Origin of the sequence: Embleya sp. NBC_00896, assembly GCF_045207785.1 — a bacterium.
Taxonomy (GTDB): Bacteria; Actinomycetota; Actinomycetes; order Streptomycetales; family Streptomycetaceae; genus Embleya.
The window spans coordinates 1,324,454-1,343,282 of the sequence record NZ_CP108777.1; the positions used below are offsets into that span (position 1 = coordinate 1,324,454).

Here is an 18,829-nt window from a genome sequence, read left to right on the forward strand (position 1 = left end):
AGAGCACCCTTCGGCTTCCCGAAAGGCTCTCATGTCGGTTTCCGCGTCACCCTGCCCCACGTCCGTCATCGTCACCAGGCTTCGTGCCGCCGGCTGCGTCTTCGCCGAGGACGAGGCGGAGTTGCTGATCTCCACGGCCGCCACGCCGGCCGAACTCGCCGTCATGGTGGATCGGCGCATCGCCGGGCTGCCCCTCGAACACGTCCTGGGTTGGGCCGAGTTCTGCGGCCTGCGGGTCTTCGTCGATCCCGGCGTCTTCGTGCCGCGCCGGCGGACCGAGTTCCTGGCCGGCCAGGCGGTCGCGCTCGCCCGGCCCGGCGCCGTCGTCGTCGACCTGTGCTGCGGCTCGGGCGCGCTGGGCGCCGCGGTGGCGGCCACCGTGGAGCGCGTCGAGCTGTACGCGGCCGACATCGACCCCGCCGCGGTGCGGTGCGCGCGCCGCAACATCGCCGCCGTGGGCCGGGTGTACGAGGGCGACCTGTACGAACCGCTGCCCGCGTCGCTGCGCGGCCGGATCGACGTCCTGGTCGCCAACGCGCCCTATGTACCGACCGACGAGATCCAGTTGCTGCCCCCCGAGGCCCGCATCCACGAACCGCGCGTGGCCCTGGACGGCGGGTCGGACGGCCTCGACGTCCAGCGCCGGGTGACCGCCGCCGCGCACGACTGGCTGGCCCCGGGCGGGCACCTGCTGATCGAGACGAGCGAACGACAGATACCGCACACCGTCGACGCGTTCGCGAGAGGCGGCCTGATCCCGCGCGTGGTCGAGTCCGACGAGTTGTACGCCACGGTGGTCATCGGGACCCGACCGGCGGGGTAGCGCCGGGCGGGCCCCGATCACCGGGTACGCGCGTGATCGGGGCCCGGTTGGCATGATGATCGGATGTCTGTTGCCGCGATCGGCGCTGCCGCCGCGCAGGTCGAGGTCACCCGGACCGACCAGCCCGACGGCCGCGCCGGCACCTATTGCTTGGCATACATCGCCGTGCGGGGGTTCGTTCGGATTCGTGCCGCGCCCGGCCGGTGGCGGTTGGGGCGGTTCGGGTTCGGGTGGTCCCGCTACTCGGCCCGACCGGGGGTGGTGGCATGCGCGGCCAGGAGGTTGAGCAGGCCGTCGACGGCCTGGTCGAACGGCTCGGTCGAGCCCGCCGCGCGGGCCACTACGTAGCCCCCCTGGAGCACCGCGACGATGGTGGCCGACGTCGCCGCCGGGTCGAGCCCGGGCCCGAGTTCGCCGTGCTCGCGTCCCTCGGTCAGGATCTCGGCGAGGCGGGCGCGCAGCCGGCCGAGGGTCTCCTCGACCGGGCGGCGCAGCACCGGGTCGGCCATCACGTCCGGGTCCTGGGTGAGACCGCCGATCGGGCACCCTTTGAGCACGTCACGCTCGCGCCGCAGGTAGCCGGTGATCCGCTGGAGGGCGGTGCCGGGGGCGTCGAACCACTCCTCGGCCTTGGCCCACATCTCGTCGGCGGTCCGGGAGATCGCCGCGAGCGCCAGGTCCGGCTTGCCGGTGAAGTGGTGGTACATGCTGCCCTGGCCGACGCCGGCGCGCTGCTGGATCGCCTTCGGGCTCACGCCCACGTATCCGCGCTCCCACAGCAGCTCGCGGGTGCTCTCGATGAGCCGTTCGGAGGTGGTCACGCGAACCATTGTACATACCAGTAGGTACAAGAGTGTCAGGCTGTACCCGCACCGCCCAACGGCCTCGACCCGGCCACGTGCACGGCTTACGATCGCAGTACGGCATCGCGCGTCGGTCACCGGCCGGGTGAGGCGTGGAGGTAGCCCGTGAGATGCCCGTTGGAGGCATTCCACAGTGTCGGTAGAGCTGAATCACACCATCGTTCACGCAAAGAACAATCGGGAGTCCGCGGAGTTCCTCGCGGACATCCTGGGCCTGGAAGTCGGGCCGGAATGGGGGCCGTTCGTCCCCGTCGCGACAAGCAACGGCGTCACCCTGGACTTCGCGTCCGCGGGAAGCGGGCCGATCACCGCCCAGCACTACGCGTTCCTGGTCTCCGAGGCGGAGTTCGACGCGGCGTTCGAGCGCATCAGGAAGGCCGGGATCGACTACTTCGCCGACCCGATGATGGAGAGCGTGGGCAAGATCAACCACAACCACGGCGGCCGCGGGGTCTACTTCCTGGACCCGGCGGGCCACGGCATGGAGATCCTGACCCGGGCGTAGGGCACCCACGACCGAACCGGCGGCATAGGCCCTGTCCGGCGGAAGGACCTCGGCGCGTGTCTTCACGGACGCGCGCCGAGGCGGGTCCGGCGCGGTGCCGACCCGCCTCTCGGGCCTTCGCTCCGACGGGTCCACCGAACTGCGGTCGACGCCGGCGGCCCCGATGATCGACACATGGCGCCACACGCGAGTCAGTCGGCGGGCACCGGGCTGCTGCCGGTGATCAAGCCGATGTTCGCCACGCCGGGCGTGCTGCCGCGGGCGGACGCCGAGTACGGGTTCGAGGTGAAGTGGGACGGGGCGCGCATCGGCATCCAGGTACCCGCCGGCGGACCGCTGCGGCTGCTGTCCCGCTCGGGCCTGGACGTGACCGCCACCTTCCCCGAACTCGCGCCGCTCGCCGACGGACTCCACGGTCGCAGCGCGATCCTGGACGGCGAGGTCGTCGCCCTCGACGCGCGCGGCCTGCCGGACCTCGCCCGGCTGCGCCGCCGCCTGAACGTCCACAACCCCCGCCGGGCCGCGACGCTGGTGATGGACGTACCCGTCCACCTGGTCCTGTTCGACCTGCTCTACATCGACGGCCGCATGTGCACCTCGCGCCCGTACCGCGAGCGCCGTGCCGCCCTGACCCGCCTCGGCCTGGTGAGCCCGCGCTGGTCCACCCCGACCCACAGCGAGGGCCAGGGACCCCTCGCCCTCGAGCAGACCCTTGCCAACGGCCTCGGCGGCCTCGTCTGCAAGCGCCTCGACTCCCCCTATCGGCCGGGCGTCCGCTCCCCCGAGTGGATCAAGATCACCCGCTCCGCCACCCTCGACCTCGCCGACGGCCGGTGAATCCCGGCCGACCCGGCGCCGTCCGCCGCTCCGGCCGCTCTCACCCGTCCGTGGAGTCGCATGCGCCCTCCGCCAAGGGGCAGCTCGCGCCGTCGTCGGCCTCCCCTTCGGGGAGTTCACCGGCCGCTGCCGCCGCCCGCGCGCTCGCGCAGACGCCGCTCAATCCGTTCTGGATCGCTCGGCCGATCTCGGCCAGGGTGGCCACCTGACTCTGTGTCAGCACGTCGAACAGGTGTTGCCGCACCGTCGCGGCGTGAGTCGGGGCCGCCGACTCCAGGGCCGCGAAGCCGGCGTCCGTCAGGTGCGCGATCCAGCCGCGCCGGTCGCACTCGGCCGGACTGCGGGTGACCCAGCCCGACTTCTCCAATGCGGTCACCGCGTGCGAGAGCCGGCTGCTCGACGACTGGGACGCCGTGGCCAGCTCGGTCATCCGCATTCGGCGCTCCGGGGCCTCGGCGAGCCGGGTCAGGATCTCGAAGTACGTCATCGGCATGCCCGCCTCGCGGCGCATCCGCCGGTCGAGGTGGGCCGCGAACTCCACGGTCCCGGTGAAGTAGGACCGCCAGATCTCGCTCTCCGCGGAAGTCAGCCGATGTTCGTCACTCATGGACACAGCATATGTCTTGTTGAACCATCAACTTATGGGTGCTATGTTGCTGAGAGTTCAACAACACCTTCCGTCGCCACCACCACGCATCCCCAAGGAGCTCCCATGACCACCTCCGTCGAGACCATCCCCGGTTACATCGCGGGCGCCTGGACCATCGACCAGGTCCACTCGGACGTCTCGTTCTCCGTGCGTCACCTGGGCATCGCCAAGGTTCGCGGGCGCTTCGACAGCTTCGAGGGCACGATCGTCACCGCCGAGAACCCGCTGGAGTCCTCGGTCAACGCCACGATCGAGACCGCGTCGGTCAACAGCAACAACACGATGCGCGACGACCACATCCGCAACGAGGACTTCCTCGACGCCGCCGGCCACCCGAAGCTGACCTTCGCCTCGACCGGCATCCGCGCCGAGTCCCCGGTGGTGTACCAGGTCGACGGCAACCTCACGCTGCGCGGCGTCACCAAGCCCGTCACCCTCGAACTGGAGCTCAACGGCTTCGGCACCGGCTTCGACGGCAGCCCCATCGCGGGCTTCACCGCCACCACCGAGATCAGCCGCGGCGACTTCGGCATCACCGGCGGCCCCGCCGGCGCGGCCGTGGGCGACAAGATCGCGATCATCCTGGAAATCGAGGCCAAGCAGGCGTGACCCGCGCCCCCTCCCCTCGGCCCGCGACCCGGCGGGCCCGCTACAGCGGTCCGCCGACGCCCCGATCCTCTCGGGCGCCGGCGGACCGCTCGCGTTCGGCTTCCGCCCGCCTTCGGAACCGCCACCATCGACGGGCGCCCGTTCGGCGATCTCTCGCGTGGGCTGCGGCACGTCGGCGCGATGCTCGACGCCCGTGACGTGCAGGGCGGGCGGAGCGCCGCGGCGAACGCGGACCGTAGCCGATCGAAGCAAGCTGACTAGCCGTCATGACCCCGTCGTGGTGAGTGAGTTCGGCACGGGGCGGGCACGCCGACCGATTGCTCCGCAGGCGACGCCCACTGCCGTGCACACCGCCGAGAGTGCGGCGAGCAGCAACGGGATGGCCATCGTGTCGGCGGAGGTCTCGAAGGCCGCGCCGAGCAGTGGCGGGAAGGCGATCCCGCCGATCATCGAGGCCGCGATCACCCAGGCCGCGGCGCTCGCCGAGCCGGGGACCCGTTCGTTGAGCCAGGCCAGGCCGGTGGGGAAGATCGGTGCGATGGCGAGGCCGACGCCGAGGTAGGCGTACGGGGCCAACGGTGGGACGGCCGCCAGAAGCAGGAAGCCGGTCATCGCCGCGCAACTCGCGAGCACCACGACCTGCGGGCGCACGCGCAGGCTGATGGGTGCCACCAGGAAGCGGCCGATCGTCATGGCGAGCCAGAACCCGGCGGTCGCGCCGGCCGCGGCCGAGGTGGAGTTGCCGAGGGCCTCCAGGTGGGTGGGCTCCCAGCCGCCGACGCCGGTCTCGATGCCGACGTGCAGGATGTACAGGACGATGAACGCACCCATGAGGATCGCCGTCGTGCGCGGGGGCGTCGCGTTGGGCGGAATCGCGTTCGGCGGCGCTGTGCCCGACGGCGCTGTGCTCGGTGCCGTGCCATCCGGCGGCGCCGGCGCCGGGCCGGCCGCGGGTGCCGTGTCCCGCACCGCCAGCAGCGGTGGGACGACCAGCACGCACGCGACCGCGCAACCGGCGAAGACCGCCGGATAGCGGTCCGCCCCCAGGGCGCCCAGCAGCGCCGGGCCCGCGATCGCGCCGAGGCCGAAGTGCGCGTTGAGGATGTTCAGCATGGACGTACCGCGCCGGCCGAACCCCTCCGCGAACATGACGTTGAGGCCGTAGTCGATGCCGCCGAAGCCGACCCCGAGCACGAACACGGCGGCCAGCGCGAACGGCCAATCGGCCGCCACCGCGAAGGCGACCGCCCCCACCGCCATGAACAGGCACGACACCAGCAGGAGTTGCCGATCCGGCCGCCTCCGGCGCAGCGCCGCGCCCGCGAGGACGCCCAGCAGCGCGCCGGCGAAATGCGCGCTCAGCGCGAGCCCCGCCGTGGCCGGGCTGATCCCGAACTCGCGCCGCAGCGCCGGGATGGCGGGTCCGTACAGCGCCTGCAAGGCACCGATCAGCACGAAGGCCGCACACGCGGCGATCGCCGCCCGGAGCGGGAACGCCGTTGTCTCGGCCACCGGTTCGACCGATCCGTCGACGAGGTCGGCGGTCATCGGAGGGACCCGCCGACGCGCGTCCGTCCGAGTTCGGCACGCAGGCCGAGGGCGTCGGTGAACAGCACGGACTCGATCCCCAGAGCCCTGGCCGCGTCCAGGTTCTCCGGCCGGTCGTCGACGAACAGGAGGTCGCCCGGCCGCGCGTCGAGCCGCTCGCACAGCCGGCCGAAGATCCGCGGATCGGGCTTGGTCAGGCCCAGATCGGCGCTGAACAGCCGGTGCCGGAAGACCGCCGACCAGGGCTGCTCCTCGATCAGCCGGGCCATGCCGCTCGGCGCGTTGGACAACAGGGCCAGCGGTACGTCCTGTTCGGCCAGTTCCGCCAGCAGGTCGACGGTGCCCTGGTCGACGTGCATCCACGCCGCGAGGTCGTCCGCCATCAGCGCGTCCAGTCGGCGCCCGTCCGGCGCGGGCCGGTCGAGCCGGGCGCACAGGTCGGCCCAGAACCCGGCCGCGTCGATCGCGCCCGCGTCGTACGCCTCCCGGTTTATCCAGTAGGCGGCCCAGAGCTCCTCCTGGGACACCCCGACGCCCCGCGCCAGCGCCGCGCCCGCGGCATCGGGCGGCGACGTGCTGATGACTCCGCCGAAGTCGAAGACGATCCACTCCATGTGCGCTCCTCGGTCGATGCGGTCGATGCGGTCAATGCGGTCAATGCGGTCAATGCGGGTCGATGCGGGTCGATGCAGTGGCACCCCGATTGACTTTCGAACATACAACACGTTTGATTGAACACATGGAAGGTTCGGAACGTCTACTTGTGCTCATCGAGCGGATGCGCACCACGGAACGCGTCACCGTGGCGGAGCTGGCGCGGGACACCGGCTGCTCGGAGATGACGATCCGGCGCGACCTCGATCAGCTCGCGGAGCAGGGGGTGCTGCGCCGCGTGCGGGGTGGCGCGGTGAGCCTGGTGCTGCGCGGCGAGACGATGCCCTTCGCCGTGCGCGAGCGCGAGGGGGCCGAGGCCAAGCAGCGGATCGCCGCCGAGGTCGACGCCCTCCTCACCGACGGCGAATCCCTGATCCTCGACAGCGGCACCACCGGCCTCGCCATCGCCCGCGCGCTCGCCCACCGCCGGCTCACCGTGATCCCGCTCGACCTGCACTCGGCCACCGTCCTGGGCGGTGCGCCCGACGTGTGCCTGCTCGTGCCCGGCGGCCAGACGACTCCGGGCATGCTCGCCCTCACCGGTCACCTCACCGAGACGTCGCTGCGATCGCTGCGCGTGGACACCACCGTGCTGGGCGTCTGCGGCCTGTCCGTCGAACACGGAGTGACCGCGCACGACCTGGTCGAGGTCCCGGTCAAGCAGGCCGCGATCGCCGCCGCCCAACGCGTCGTCGCCGTCTGCACCGGCGCCAAGTTCGGCCGCACCGGCCTGGGCCATGTCTGCCCGGCGACCACGCTCGACATCGTGATCACCGACACCGACGCCCCACCCGAGGCCCTCGCGCGCCTTCGCGACCTGGGCGTGGACGTGCGCGTGGTCTGAGCCCCGCGCCGTCGCGGCCCGCGCCGAACCGGATGCGGTCGGGCGGGACAGGGCCTATCCGCGCAGGGCGCCCACGACTTCCGCCGCGGCTCGGTGGCCCGAGGAGACCGCGCCGTTCATGTAGCCGTACCAGGAGGTCGCGGTCTCGGCGCCCGCCCAGTGGAGGGGGCCGACCGGGCGGCGCAGGGCCGGGCCGTGGGTGGACCAGCCGCTGGGGGCGAACAGGGCGGCGTAGCAGCCGAGCGAGTACGACTCGGCGGACCAGTCCTTGTCCACGTAGTGGGTGGGCGTGGCCGCGCGCGGGCCGTACAGTCTCGTCGCCTGCTCGACGACCAGCCGGCGGCGTTCGTCGGGGGTCCGGGTCGCCGCTCGGAGCGCGTTCGGGCCGGCGATGAAGCCGAGCAGGATGCCGACGTCGCCGTCGGCCGGGGAGGCGTCGTAGCCGGCGCAGACCGGACCGCGCGAGCTGACGAACTGCCCGGAGAGGCCGTCCCGGCGCCAGAACGGCTCGGCGTAGACGAGTAGGCACTTGACCACCGCGCCCGGTCGCATGGCGGCGCCGAGCGCGTCGCGTTCGGGGATCGGCGGGCTGTACCGGATCCGGCTGCCTAGTGGCGGTGACATCGCGACGATCGCCCGGCGGGCGGTGGTGCCGGCCGTGCCGGGGCCGGTCACGCGGACGAACTCCGGGGTCCACTCGATGTGTTCGGCGGGGGCGGAGAGTTCGACGCGGTCGCCGAGCAGTTCGGTCAGGCGGCGGGTGATGGCCGGTGAGCCTCCGACGAAGCGGTCCTGCTGGGCGCCGCCGGTGGTGTTCGCGAGCAGGTCGAACCCGCCGGCCGCGCGGATGTACACGAGCACGTGCGCGAGCGAGATGTCGGCGGGCGAGGCGCACCAGATCGCGTGGACGGCGGCGTCGAACAGTTCCCGGCCGCGGCGGGTGCGCATGGCGCCGTCGAGCCAGTGCGCGAGAGTGCGGCGATCGTGCCGGGCGGTGCGCGGGTCGCGCCACGGGGCCTCGGGGTCGACGCGGCGGGCCATCCGCTCCAGGCGCAGTTGGACGAGGCCGATGTCGGCGAGGGCGAGCGCGCCGATCCGGGGAATGAGGCCGCGGTATCGGCGGGTGAGGCCGTCGAGCTCGACCAGGCGGTCGCCGGTGTCCCAGGTGGGCGTGGTGGCGATGCCGAGGTCCGCGGCGAGCGCGTGCAGGGCGGACTGGCCGGGGCCGGTGAACTCGCCGCCGAGCGCCACGGTCAGGTCCGGTCCGGTGTCGAGGGTCTCGCCGAGGACGCGGCCGCCGGATCGGTCGCGGGCCTCCAGGACGCGGACGGACAATCCGGCCGCGATCAGGTCGCGCGCGGCGACCAGGCCGGCGAGCCCGGCGCCGACGACGACGACGTCCGTGTCGGGGCCGGCCATCACCGCTCCCCCGCCGCGTCGGCGATGCCGTCGAGGAGGGCGTCGACGAGCGAGCCGGCCGAGGCGGCGGGCGAGCACACCTCCGGCGCGGTCAGCCAGGCCGAGGTGACGCCGGTGAGCAGACCGACGAACGCCAAGGCGGCGGCGCGCGGTTCGCGACCGACCCGCAGGGCGCCGGCGTCCCGGGCCTCGGTGAGCACGGCGGCGATCGTGTCGACCCAGGTGGACATCGCGCGCTCCTTGGCGGCCAGACCCTGGCGCAGTTCCGGGAGCGCCTCGGCGCCGAACAGCGTGACGTGCAGGAGTTCACGGAAGCGGCCGTCGTTTTCGACGGCGGTCAGATAGGCGACTCCGAACGCGCGCAGCCGGGCCAACGGCGGCCCGGCACCGTCGAGTTCGGCCCATATCGGCCCGCACACCCGATCCCAGCGGATCTCGAGGGCACGCGTGTACAGATCGGCCTTGCCCGCGAAGTGGTGATAGACCGCCCCGCGCGTCACCCCGGCCCGCCCGGCGATGCTTCCGATGGTGGCCGCCGCGTATCCGTACTCGGCGAAGACGGCGAGCGCCGCGTCGACGACGTCCGACTTGGTGACGGCTGCTTCTTCGACTGTTCTTCTCATACATACACACCAGCATGTATGTAAAGGTCGGTCAACCGTCCATCCTCGAAATCGACCGCGCACAGCGGAAGTTGCCCGGAAGGGCGGGCACCGAACACCCCATTGCCGCCGCGCCGCCGGGCGCCGCCGCGTGCGTCGCGGCCCGGGGAACTGCCGCGGTTCGGGCCCGACCGGTGGCGTCGGGATCAGGCTTCGGCGAGGTGGTGGGGGCGGTCGGCGGAGACGGAGCGGCTGATCGTGATGTCGCCGTGGTGGGTGCGGGCGCGCAACTCGACGGTGTCGTCGGACCGGTCCGGGCAGGCGCACTCGGCCAGGCGCCTGCGCACGTCCCCGTGCTGCGAACTCGCGTCCAGCCAGGCGGCGCTGCCCTCCCGGATGCCCACCTCCAGGTCGCCGGAGGCGGTTTCCAACACGACCGAACCGCGCACCACCTCGCCGATCCGGACGTCGCCGCACTGCGTCCGGGCGGAGACACCGGCCAGCGCACGGTCGACGCTGATGTCGCCGTTCGTCGTGTCCAGTCGCAGGTCGCCGGTGACCGTGCCGACGGTGATGTCGCCGCTGACGGTCCTGGCTACCGCCGCGCCCTCGACCTCGCCGATCCGGACGTCGCCGTTCGCGGTGGTGACGTCGGTGCGCCCGACCGAGCGAGCCACCGCGACGTCGCCGGAGACGGTCTTCAGCCGCAGCCCACCACTGAGGTCGACCCGGATGTCGCCGGAGACGGTCTCGAACGCGGACTCCCCGAGGCGGCCCTCGGCGCGGAGGTCCCCCGCGACCGCGTCGACCTCGACACGGGAATCGGTCGGGAGATCGATCGTCACCTCGATCGAGGCGCCCCGCCGCAACCACGAGCGGGTCTTGCTCTTGGGCGCCTTCACCGACAACCGACCCTCGGCGTACTCGACCAGGGTCTCCTCGGCGGCCCGGACGTCCGCGGCGGCGGACGCCTTGCTCGGGCGGACCTCGACGACCGTGTCGGTGCGGTCGCTCGCGGTGATCCGAAGGTTGCCGGCCTCGAGGGAGATCGTGGCGACGATCGATGCGGGCGTTTCGAAGATGGGCATGGCGGACTCCTCGCTTCGGATTCGGCGCCGTCCCGGCCGCGGAGGCCGACGACGAGCGATGAACATGACGCCACTATGACGTCATCATGACGTCATTGCAAGCCTTCGATGACCCGACCTGACGTCATGTCGTCGCTCCGCGGCTCCCGGGCTCGCGGCGTGGTGTTGCGTTCTCGGGGTTTCGGCTCGACTCGACGCGTCGGACCGACCCGCGCTCACAGCGCGGGCAACGCCTCGCCGCGACCGGGTTCCCGGCCCGCGATCAGCCAGAACACATAGCCGCGCAAGTAGTCCTCCAACCCCTCGTCGAGGTGGCCCGCGAACTCGCGAAGGCTCGACCGCGCGTTCACACTCGTGGTCGGCGCCGCGAGTTCGCCGCGGATCCAGGCACGAACCCGCGCCCGACCCGCCCACCACTCGCGCACCGCCGCGGGTGTCCAGTGCTCGTCACCGTCCCACGCGTAGCCGGCCAGGGGCTCGTAGCCGGCGGTGCCCACGAGCGTGTACACCTCGTGCGGCGTGCGGGGCTGGCGGTACACGAACTCCGTCGTCCCGTCGCCCGACAGCACGTGCCGAGGTGCGGACTCCGGACCGCTCGGGCCCACACCGGTCGCACCCGTCGCGCCGGTGTAGAACGGCCCCGGCACGTTGAGCCAACTCCGGTCCTCCCAGCGCCCGTTGCCGATCGAGTCGGTGAGGCTGCGCGCGGTCGGCAGCGGGTCCCAGTAGGCGCGCGCCGCCCAGTCACCGGACTCCTCGAACACCGACCCCGGGCCGGTGCCCGCCTCGGCGCCACCCTTCCCCACCCGAAGACTCGCGTCGGCCAACGCCGCCAATCGCATGACGCCGACGGCGGCAACCACGAACCCCATCGCGGAAATCGGAGTCAAGTCCATGACGCCGCACCCTAGCGCCGTAACGGGAAGGGTTTGCCGGTTCTCGGTACCGGAGGAGGCATCCGGCGACCGCCCCACCCGGTCGGAGCGGTACCCCGGCATGATGTCCTCATGGACGAGCACAAGCGCACCGAGCCCCCGCACGAGGCCGACGAGCGCGCGACCCTGGTCGGCTTCCTGGAGTTCCAGCGGGAGACCTTCGCGATGAAGTGCGCGGGACTGACCACCGGGCAACTCAAGGAACGATCGGTACCGCCCTCGGACATGTCGCTGCTCGGGCTCGTGCGGCACCTCGCCGAGGTCGAGCGGGGATGGTTCCGGAACACGATCAACGGCGAGGACAGCCGGAGCCGGTGGAGCCAGGGCTACCCGCCGGGCCAGTACGCCGACTTCGACGTCGACGAGGCCGACGTCGACGAGGCGTTCCAGGTCTGGCACGACGAGTGCGCCCGCGCGCGGGCCGTGGTGGCCGCCGCCGAATCCCTCGCCGTCACCGGACGCGCCGCAGGCGACGTGTACTCGCTCCGCTGGGTCCTCACCCACATGATCGAGGAGTACGCCCGCCACAACGGCCACGCCGACTTCCTCCGCGAACGCATCGACGGCAGCACCGGCGAATAGCGAAGAGCGGGAGCAGGGAGCGGGGAGCAGGGAGCGGGCGGCGGGTTCGAAGGCACCCGTCAGGCGAGGTGCCGCGCGAAGAAGGCGTCGATGCGGGACCAGGCGTCGTCGGCGGCCACCGGTTCCGGGCCGATGCCCAGGATGGCCCGCAGCAGTGGGCGCATGGCCGGTGGGGAGTTGTCGGCGTCGTTGAGGAAGGAGTGGCCCGCGTCGGGGTAGAGCTTCACGTCGTGCTCGACCCCGGCGCGCTCCAGGGCCGTCTCCAACTTGGCGGCGCCGGATCGCGGTGTTCTTCCCACTGGCCATGCGGGCCTACCGCAAGCAGGCGACGGCCTGAGTCGGAAACCGCGCGGCGTCGTGAGTGGCGAGCCCGCTCACGACGCCGACGCGGGTCACGCCGCCGGCGGGCCGGATTCCTCGGTCAGCCGTTTCAGCGCGTCCGCCCGCGACATCCCGGCGCCCAGACGGTACGCCTCCCGGTACGGTGCCTCGCCGAGTCGATCGACCAACTCGGCGATCAGCACCCGCAGTTCCGGGTTGCCCTCGTCGAACACGCCCCGCACGACCTCGCTCATCCCCAGCGCGCCGGCCGCGCCGACCGGATCGCCCTCCGCCAGGAGCAACCCGGCCAGCAGTTCGGCGACCGGCCCGAAGTCGCGATGGCCGAAGGAGGCGGCGACGACCCGCGGCAGCAGCTCGCGGGCGGGCGCCGCGGCGCCCGCGGCGAGCAGGATCGGCATCCTGGCGCGCGCGATCACGTCCGCCACCATCTCCGCCGGCAGCGCCAACCGATGTGCGGCCGCGGTCACTTGGTCCAGTGCCGCGTTCGCCGCGTCGAGCTCGCCCGAGCGGCGGTGCAGGTCGGCGAGGCCGAACAGGAGCATGGCCGCCATCCGCCGATAGCCCAGGTCGCTCGCCTGCCGCTGCGCGGCGTGGATGTCCCGACGGGCCCCGTCGAGGTCGCCGGCCCGCATCCGCTCGGTCGCGAGCCTGATCCGGTAGTGCGCGATGTCGTCCTCCGCGCCGAGCTCGACGGCGACCGCGACTCCCCGCTCGTAGGCGGCGATCGCCGCGTCGTACTCGCCGCGGAGGGAGTGCGCCTGCCCGGTGGTGCCCAGCGCCATCGCCAGGCCCCAGCGATCGCCCACCTCCTCGAAACCGCGCAACGCCCGGGCCCGATCGTCCGCGCCGGTTCGCCAATCGCCGCGATCGGTGCGCACGTAGTCCGCCACCCAGTGCGCACAGGCCCGGCCCCACGGATCCGGCCCGTCCAGCGCCCGCCGCAACTCGCGCTCGCCCAGCGCGTCGTCGCCGCCGAAGAACGCCGCCACCGGCACGACCAGGACCAGGGCGGGATAGTGCGCCATCGCGCCGGTCCGGGCGCAGTCGGCCAGGATCGCGCGGATCGACTCGGGATCGGCGCCCTCCGGCACGCCGGCGCCGGCCAGCAGCTGCACGGCGCGGAAAGCGACCCGCGCGGGCTCGGACAGCTCGGGACCGAAGCGCAGCACCTCGGCCACGTGCGCCTCGAACTGCGCCGAGAATCCCCGGATCCCCCAGTACCAGAACAACGCGCCGACGAACCGGGCCGCGGTATCCGCCTCCCCGGCGTCGAGCACCGAGCGCAGCGCGGACAGCACGTTGTCGTGCTCGGCGTCGAACAGCGCCATGGAGCGCAGCTGGGCACCGGTGCGCAGCAGCGGATCGTGCTCCTCGACCAGCGCGAGGAAGTGCCGTACGAGGCGGGCCGAGACGTCGGCCCGTTCGCCGGCGAGCTCCAATTGGTCGGCCGCGTACGCGCGTACCGTCTCCAGCATCCGGTACCGCGGATCGCCGTCGGCACTCGCGTCCACCATGGACTTCTCGACCAGCGAGCCGAGTACGTAGAGCACGTCGCCCACCGGCAGCAGGTCGTCCGCGCACACCGCCTCCAGCGCGGCCAGGCTCGCCCCGCCGGAAAACGCCGACAGCCTCCGGGCCAGCACCCGTTCCGGCTCCTCCAGCAGGTCCCAGCTCCACTCGACCACCGCGAGCAGCGTGCGTCCGCGCGGCAGCGCGGCCCTGCTCCCCGAGCCGAGCAGCCGGAACCGGTCGTCCAGCCGCTGCGCGATCTGGTCGACGCTCATCGCGCGCAGCCGGGCGGCGGCCAGTTCCATCGCGAGCGGCATCCCGTCCAGGCGCCGGCAGATCTCCACCACCGAGTCCACGGTGGCCGCGTCGAGCGCGAAGCCGGGTCGGACGGCGGCGGCCCGGTCGACGAACAGCCGCACCGCTGCGGAGTGGTTCGCCTCGGCGAGTTCCGGGCCTTCGGCGGGCACCGCCAGCGAGCCGAGCCGGCACAGCGCCTCGCCGGTGATCGCCAGTGGTTCCCTGCTGGTGGCCAGGATGGTCAGGTGCGGCAGCCGGTCCAGGAGTCGGTACGCGAACTCCGCGGCGGCGTCCACCAGATGCTCGCAGTTGTCCAGCACCAGGACGCTCTCGCCGGCGTTGAGCAGTTCGACCACCCGGTCCACCGGATCGAGCGGCCGGCCGGCGGCCAGCGGCGTGCGCAGCTCGCGGGGGCCGAGCGCGCCGAGCACCGCGTCGGCCACCAGGTCCGGGGTACGCACGCCGGCCAACGGTACGAACCACACCCGGCCGCGCCGGTGCGCCCGGTGCCGGGTCGCCGCCTCGATCGCCAGTCTGGTCTTGCCCGCGCCACCGGCGCCGACCAGGGTGACCAGGCGGGAACCGGCCATCAGCTCGGCGAGCAGCGTCAGTTCCTCCTCCCGGCCGACGAAACTGGTCAACCGGACCGGAAGGTGATCGGGCACGGCCTCGGGGCGGGCGGCCGGCTGCTCCAACTCGCCGCGCAGCAGCGCGAGATGGGTCTCCCGGAGCTCGGCCGAGGGGTCGACGCCGAGCTCGTCGGCCAGTCGCGCGCGCATGGCCTCGTACACCGCGAGCGCCTCGGACTGGCGGCCCGCCGCGTACAGCGCGCGCATCCGCAGCGCGGCCGACCGCTCGCGCAGCGGGTGTTCGGCGCCCGCCGCCTCCAGGTCGGCCAATACCTCGGCGTGCCGGCCGAGCCGCAGCTCGGCCTCGAACCGGTCCTCGGCGGCGGTCGCGCGCAGATCGTCGAGCCGGCCGGCCGGGTTGCGGGCGAACGGCGCGTCCAGCACGTCGGCCAGGGCCGCGCCCCGCCACAGCGCGAGCGCCGAGCCGAGCACCGCGGCGGCCTCGGCGGGCCGGTCGGCGGCCAGCTCCCGGCGGCCCCGCGCGGCCAGTTCCTCGAACCGGTACGCGTCCACGTCCTCGGCGCGCACGGCGAGTCGGTAGCCGCCGGGGACCGAGTCCAGCGCCCCGGCGCCGCGCAGCGCCTTGCGCAGGCGGGAGACCAGCGCCTGGAGCGCGTTGACGGCGTCCGCCGGCGGTTCCTCGCCCCAGAGGCCGTCGATCAGCGCGGCCGCGGAGACCGCCTGTCCCGCGTCGAGCGCGAGCCGGGCCAGCAGCATGCGCAGCCGAACGCCGCCAATGTCGATCGCGTTCGTGTCGTCGTTCAGGGCTCGGACCGGTCCCAGCAGTACTATGCGCACCGCCACAGCCTTTCAGATCCCGATTCCCCCCGAGCGCGCCGGCCCGACCCGGTGCCGACTCCGCCCGCCCGCCGCTCCTACGCGGACGTCATCGCGAGCGAGGGGGCACGCGGCGGACGGATGCCGAGCACCGCGCACGCGGCCGCGACGGCCGGAGCCACGAGCGGGCGCAGGTCGTCGTGACCGTCGAGGGCGACCAGCGGGACGGTCAGCGCGGCCAGGGCCGCGATCGCGCGGACCTCGGCGACCGTGTCGCCCTCGGCGCCGTGCGTCAGGACGCGTTGGGCCCGCGTACGGCACGCCGTGGAGCGCCCGCTCAGGACCTGTTGGGCCTTGAAGGTGCGGTCGAACATGAGGATCCCGAGCAGGCGCCGGTCACCGGCGTACAGCTCGCACATCGCGATCAGCAGCTCGCGGGTGGCGGCGGGCGAGGAGGGCTGCCCCTCGGCCCGGTCCACGATCGCCTCCAGGGCCGCGATCGTCGGCTCGACCAGGTCGGCGAGGATCTCGTCCTTGGTGTGGAAGTGGTAGTACAGCGCCGCCTTGGTCACGCCCATCTCGTCGGCGATGTCCTGGAGCGTGGTCGCGCCGTAGGTCTTGTCCGCGAACAGCGTCAGCGCCGCCTCGCGGATTCGACGCCGGGTGTCGCCTCGCCGGCCGGTCACGTGCGTTTCCTCCCCGGATGTGGTCGTCCGACCGTTCCCAAGGGGTACCGGAGGGCCTTTATCTACTGTACGGCCAGTAGAAACTACGCCCCACGTAGTACGCGTGTCCAGGACTTGCGAAGGACCTCGCACGGGCCGGTCGTGGTGAATAATTTCTACTGTCCGGCCAGTAGAAATCTCTCTTGGCTCCGCCGGGCCTCTGCCGCATCCCGCTCTGCCTTCCGCACGGCCTTCCGCACGGCCTCCCGCATGGCCTTCCGCTCACGCTCAGGCATCGCCGATCCCCGACTCGACACGTGTCGCCTTCGGTCGATCCCGCACGTCCGCTCAGCCTGGAGACCCCTTTTATGGCCACATTCCTGTACCGACTCGGCCGAGCCGCCTTCCGGCGCCGCCGCCTCGTCGTCCTGCTCTGGGTAGCCCTGCTGGCCGTCGTCGGCTTCGGCGCCACGCAGGCGGAGGCGCCCTCCGACAAGCCCTTCTCGGTGCCCGGTATCGAGGCGCAGCACGCCATCGACCTGCTCAACGAGCGCACCCCCGAGGCCGCGGCCGGCGGCGCGAGCGCGCGGATCGTCTTCCGCGCCCCCGCCGGCCAGCAGATCGACTCGGCCGCGAACAAGGCCAAGGTCGAACAGGTCGTCGGCGCGCTCAAGGGCACCGACCAGGTCGCCGACGCGGCCGACCCGTTCGTCGCCGGGACGGTCAGCAAGGACCACACCACCGCGTACTCGGCGGTGGCCTACCGGGAAGCGGCCAACGCACTGCACGAGTCGACCCGCGACACGCTGTCGCACGCGGCGCAGAAGGGCCGCGACGCGGGGCTGACCGTGGAGGTCGGCGGCGACGCCCTGGAGGCCGACGCCGGCCCGGGCAGCGGCGAGATCATCGGCATCATGATCGCCGCCGTGGTGCTGATCGTCACGTTCGGCTCGTTGATCGCCGCGGGCCTGCCGCTGCTCACGGCCCTGATCGGGGTCGCGGTCGGCGTCACGGGCATCACCGCCCTCGCGGGCGTGTTCGACCTCTCCCCCAGCACCTCCACCCTCGCGATGATGCTCGGCCTGGCCGTCGGCATCGACTACGCGCTGTTCGTCGTCTCCCGCTATCGCACCGAGCTGACCAAGGGACACGAACCCGAGGATGCCGCCGGGCGGGCGGTCGGCACGGCGGGTTCCGCGGTCGTCTTCGCCGGCCTCACCGTGGTGGTCGCGCTGGCCGGCCTCGCGGTCGTCAACATTCCGATGCTCACCGAGATGGGCCTGGCGGCGGCGGCCACCGTCGCGATCGCCGTCCTGGTGGCGCTCACCTTCGTGCCGGCGATGCTGGGCTTCGCGGGCAAGCGAATCTTCGGCCGCAAGCACCGCAAGCGCACCGCGCTGCGGGAATCCGCGCAGGCCGCGGGCGGGTCGGCGGACCGGTCGGCCCCGAAGGCGAACATGGGTACGCGGTGGGCGCGCTTCGTGCTGCGCCGCCCGGTGATGGTCCTGGTGCTCGGCGTCATCGGCCTGGGCGCGCTCGCGCTGCCGGCCACCGGCATGGAGCTCGGGCTGCCCGACGACGGCCAGAAGTCGACCGACACCACCCAGCGCCGGGGCTACGACCTGCTGACCGAGAGCTTCGGCCCCGGCTTCAACGGCCCGCTGCTCGTCGTGGTCGACGCCACCCGGCAGCACAACGGCCCCGCCGCCGCGGCCGAGGTCACCCAGGCCCTGTCCCGTGTCGAGGGCATCGCCTCCATCGACCCCGCCACCTTCGACAAGGCGGGTGACACCGCCATCATCACCGTCACGCCGAACTCGAAGCCCAGCAGCACGGCCACCAAGGACCTGGTGCACGCCATCCGCGACACCGCGGACCAGACCAGGGCCCGCACCGGCGCGGACACCCTCGTCGGCGGCTCCCCGGCGCTGAACATCGACTTCTCGCAACGGCTCAACGACGCGCTGCTGCCCTACCTGGCCCTCGTGGTCGGCCTGGCGTTCCTGCTGCTGCTGGCGGTCTTCAGGTCGGTGCTGGTGCCGCTCAAGGCGGCCCTCGGCTTCCTGCTCTCGGTCGCCGCCTCGCTCGGCGCGGTGGTCGCGGTCTTCCAGTGGGGCTGGTTCGGCGAGCTCATCGGGGTCGACCAGACCGGTCCGATCATGAGCATGATGCCGATCTTCCTGGTCGGCATCGTGTTCGGGCTGGCGATGGACTACGAGGTCTTCCTCGTGACCGGCATGCGCGAGGCGTACGTGCACGGCGAGAGTCCGCGCGAGGCCGTGGTCAGCGGGTTCCGGCACGGCGCGCGGGTGGTCACGGCCGCGGCCCTGATCATGATCGGCGTCTTCGCCGGCTTCATCGGGGCAGCCGACTCGATGATCAAGATGATCGGGTTCGGCCTCGCGTCCGCCGTCCTGCTCGACGCGTTCGTGGTCCGGATGACCCTGGTACCGGCCGTGCTCGCGCTGCTCGGCAAGGCCGCGTGGTGGCTGCCGAAGTGGCTGAACCGGATCCTGCCGAACGTCGACGTCGAGGGCGAGGGGCTGCGCAGGCACCTGGGCGACGACGCCTCTCCCGTGCGCGACGTCGACGCGGAGCGGGACCCCGTCCGCGTCTGATTCACGACCGGAACAACAGGAACGGGTGTGCCCG

18 protein-coding genes are annotated in these 18,829 nt (G+C 72.7%); 7 read left to right on the forward strand and 11 right to left on the reverse strand.

What is annotated here, in order from left to right:
• Positions 1-31 precede the first annotated feature (31 nt).
• On the forward strand, positions 32-823 hold the full coding sequence (locus OG928_RS39185) for a putative protein N(5)-glutamine methyltransferase (protein WP_331766766.1): 792 nt from the start codon (positions 32-34) through the stop codon (positions 821-823).
• Positions 824-1,062: 239 nt separating this feature from the next.
• Here OG928_RS39185 and OG928_RS39190 read toward each other — a convergent pair whose 3' ends face one another.
• The gene (locus OG928_RS39190) at positions 1,063-1,644 is read right to left on the reverse strand and encodes a TetR/AcrR family transcriptional regulator (RefSeq protein ID WP_331766767.1); all 582 of its coding nucleotides are present in this window, start codon (positions 1,642-1,644) and stop codon (positions 1,063-1,065) included.
• A gap of 175 nt (positions 1,645-1,819) precedes the next feature.
• On the opposite strand from OG928_RS39190, the gene OG928_RS39195 reads away from it, so the two are divergent.
• Entirely contained in the window at positions 1,820-2,191 is a 372-nt protein-coding gene (locus tag OG928_RS39195) for a VOC family protein (protein ID WP_331766768.1), read from the forward strand.
• 174 nt (positions 2,192-2,365) lie between these two features.
• On the forward strand, positions 2,366-3,028 hold the full coding sequence (locus tag OG928_RS39200; protein ID WP_331766769.1) for a hypothetical protein: 663 nt from the start codon (positions 2,366-2,368) through the stop codon (positions 3,026-3,028).
• 40 nt (positions 3,029-3,068) lie between these two features.
• Here the strand turns inward: OG928_RS39200 and OG928_RS39205 are convergent, their stop codons facing one another.
• Complete coding sequence (locus OG928_RS39205; RefSeq protein WP_331766770.1) at positions 3,069-3,635, reverse strand: MarR family transcriptional regulator; 567 nt, start codon at positions 3,633-3,635, stop codon at positions 3,069-3,071.
• Positions 3,636-3,740: 105 nt separating this feature from the next.
• Between OG928_RS39205 and OG928_RS39210 the strand changes: the two genes are divergently transcribed.
• Positions 3,741-4,286 carry a YceI family protein gene (locus OG928_RS39210; protein ID WP_331766771.1) on the forward strand — a complete coding sequence of 182 codons (546 nt, stop codon included), beginning with the start codon at positions 3,741-3,743 and terminating at the stop codon, positions 4,284-4,286.
• Positions 4,287-4,550: 264 nt separating this feature from the next.
• On the opposite strand, the gene OG928_RS39215 is transcribed toward OG928_RS39210, so the two are convergent.
• Positions 4,551-5,834, reverse strand: a complete 1,284-nt coding sequence (locus tag OG928_RS39215) for an MFS transporter (RefSeq protein WP_331766772.1) — start codon at positions 5,832-5,834, stop codon at positions 4,551-4,553.
• Entirely contained in the window at positions 5,831-6,448 is a 618-nt protein-coding gene (locus OG928_RS39220) for an HAD family phosphatase (RefSeq protein ID WP_331766773.1), read from the reverse strand. Before OG928_RS39220 ends, OG928_RS39215 begins: the two co-directional genes overlap by 4 nt.
• Before the next feature lie 125 nt (positions 6,449-6,573).
• Here OG928_RS39220 and OG928_RS39225 point away from each other — a divergent pair, with 125 nt between their 5' ends.
• A complete protein-coding gene (locus OG928_RS39225) occupies positions 6,574-7,332 on the forward strand; it encodes a DeoR/GlpR family DNA-binding transcription regulator (protein WP_331766774.1) in 759 nt (252 codons plus the stop codon).
• 54 nt (positions 7,333-7,386) lie between these two features.
• On the opposite strand, the gene OG928_RS39230 is transcribed toward OG928_RS39225, so the two are convergent.
• The 4 genes from OG928_RS39230 to OG928_RS39245 all read right to left on the reverse strand — a co-directional run bounded on the left by OG928_RS39230 (position 7,387) and on the right by OG928_RS39245 (position 11,337).
• On the reverse strand, positions 7,387-8,751 hold the full coding sequence (locus OG928_RS39230) for an FAD-dependent oxidoreductase (RefSeq protein ID WP_331766775.1): 1,365 nt from the start codon (positions 8,749-8,751) through the stop codon (positions 7,387-7,389).
• On the reverse strand, positions 8,751-9,374 hold the full coding sequence (locus OG928_RS39235; protein WP_331766776.1) for a TetR family transcriptional regulator: 624 nt from the start codon (positions 9,372-9,374) through the stop codon (positions 8,751-8,753). Before OG928_RS39235 ends, OG928_RS39230 begins: the two co-directional genes overlap by 1 nt.
• 185 nt (positions 9,375-9,559) lie before the next feature.
• On the reverse strand, positions 9,560-10,441 hold the full coding sequence (locus tag OG928_RS39240; RefSeq protein WP_331766777.1) for a DUF4097 family beta strand repeat-containing protein: 882 nt from the start codon (positions 10,439-10,441) through the stop codon (positions 9,560-9,562).
• A 215-nt stretch (positions 10,442-10,656) separates the two neighbouring features.
• On the reverse strand, positions 10,657-11,337 hold the full coding sequence (locus tag OG928_RS39245; protein WP_331766778.1) for a ferredoxin: 681 nt from the start codon (positions 11,335-11,337) through the stop codon (positions 10,657-10,659).
• Between the two features lie 111 nt (positions 11,338-11,448).
• Between OG928_RS39245 and OG928_RS39250 the strand changes: the two genes are divergently transcribed.
• Positions 11,449-11,958, forward strand: coding sequence for a DinB family protein (locus OG928_RS39250; protein ID WP_331766779.1), 510 nt, complete (start codon positions 11,449-11,451; stop codon positions 11,956-11,958).
• 59 nt (positions 11,959-12,017) lie between these two features.
• Here OG928_RS39250 and OG928_RS39255 read toward each other — a convergent pair whose 3' ends face one another.
• The 3 genes from OG928_RS39255 to OG928_RS39265 all read right to left on the reverse strand — a co-directional run bounded on the left by OG928_RS39255 (position 12,018) and on the right by OG928_RS39265 (position 16,198).
• Positions 12,018-12,257 carry a dienelactone hydrolase family protein gene (locus OG928_RS39255; protein WP_331766780.1) on the reverse strand — a complete coding sequence of 80 codons (240 nt, stop codon included), beginning with the start codon at positions 12,255-12,257 and terminating at the stop codon, positions 12,018-12,020.
• 93 nt (positions 12,258-12,350) lie between these two features.
• Positions 12,351-15,533 carry a BTAD domain-containing putative transcriptional regulator gene (locus tag OG928_RS39260; protein WP_331766781.1) on the reverse strand — a complete coding sequence of 1,061 codons (3,183 nt, stop codon included), beginning with the start codon at positions 15,531-15,533 and terminating at the stop codon, positions 12,351-12,353.
• 77 nt (positions 15,534-15,610) lie between these two features.
• On the reverse strand, positions 15,611-16,198 hold the full coding sequence (locus tag OG928_RS39265) for a helix-turn-helix domain-containing protein (RefSeq protein ID WP_331766782.1): 588 nt from the start codon (positions 16,196-16,198) through the stop codon (positions 15,611-15,613).
• Between the two features lie 347 nt (positions 16,199-16,545).
• Here OG928_RS39265 and OG928_RS39270 point away from each other — a divergent pair, with 347 nt between their 5' ends.
• Entirely contained in the window at positions 16,546-18,795 is a 2,250-nt protein-coding gene (locus OG928_RS39270) for an MMPL family transporter (protein WP_331766783.1), read from the forward strand.
• Positions 18,796-18,829: the final 34 nt, after the last annotated feature.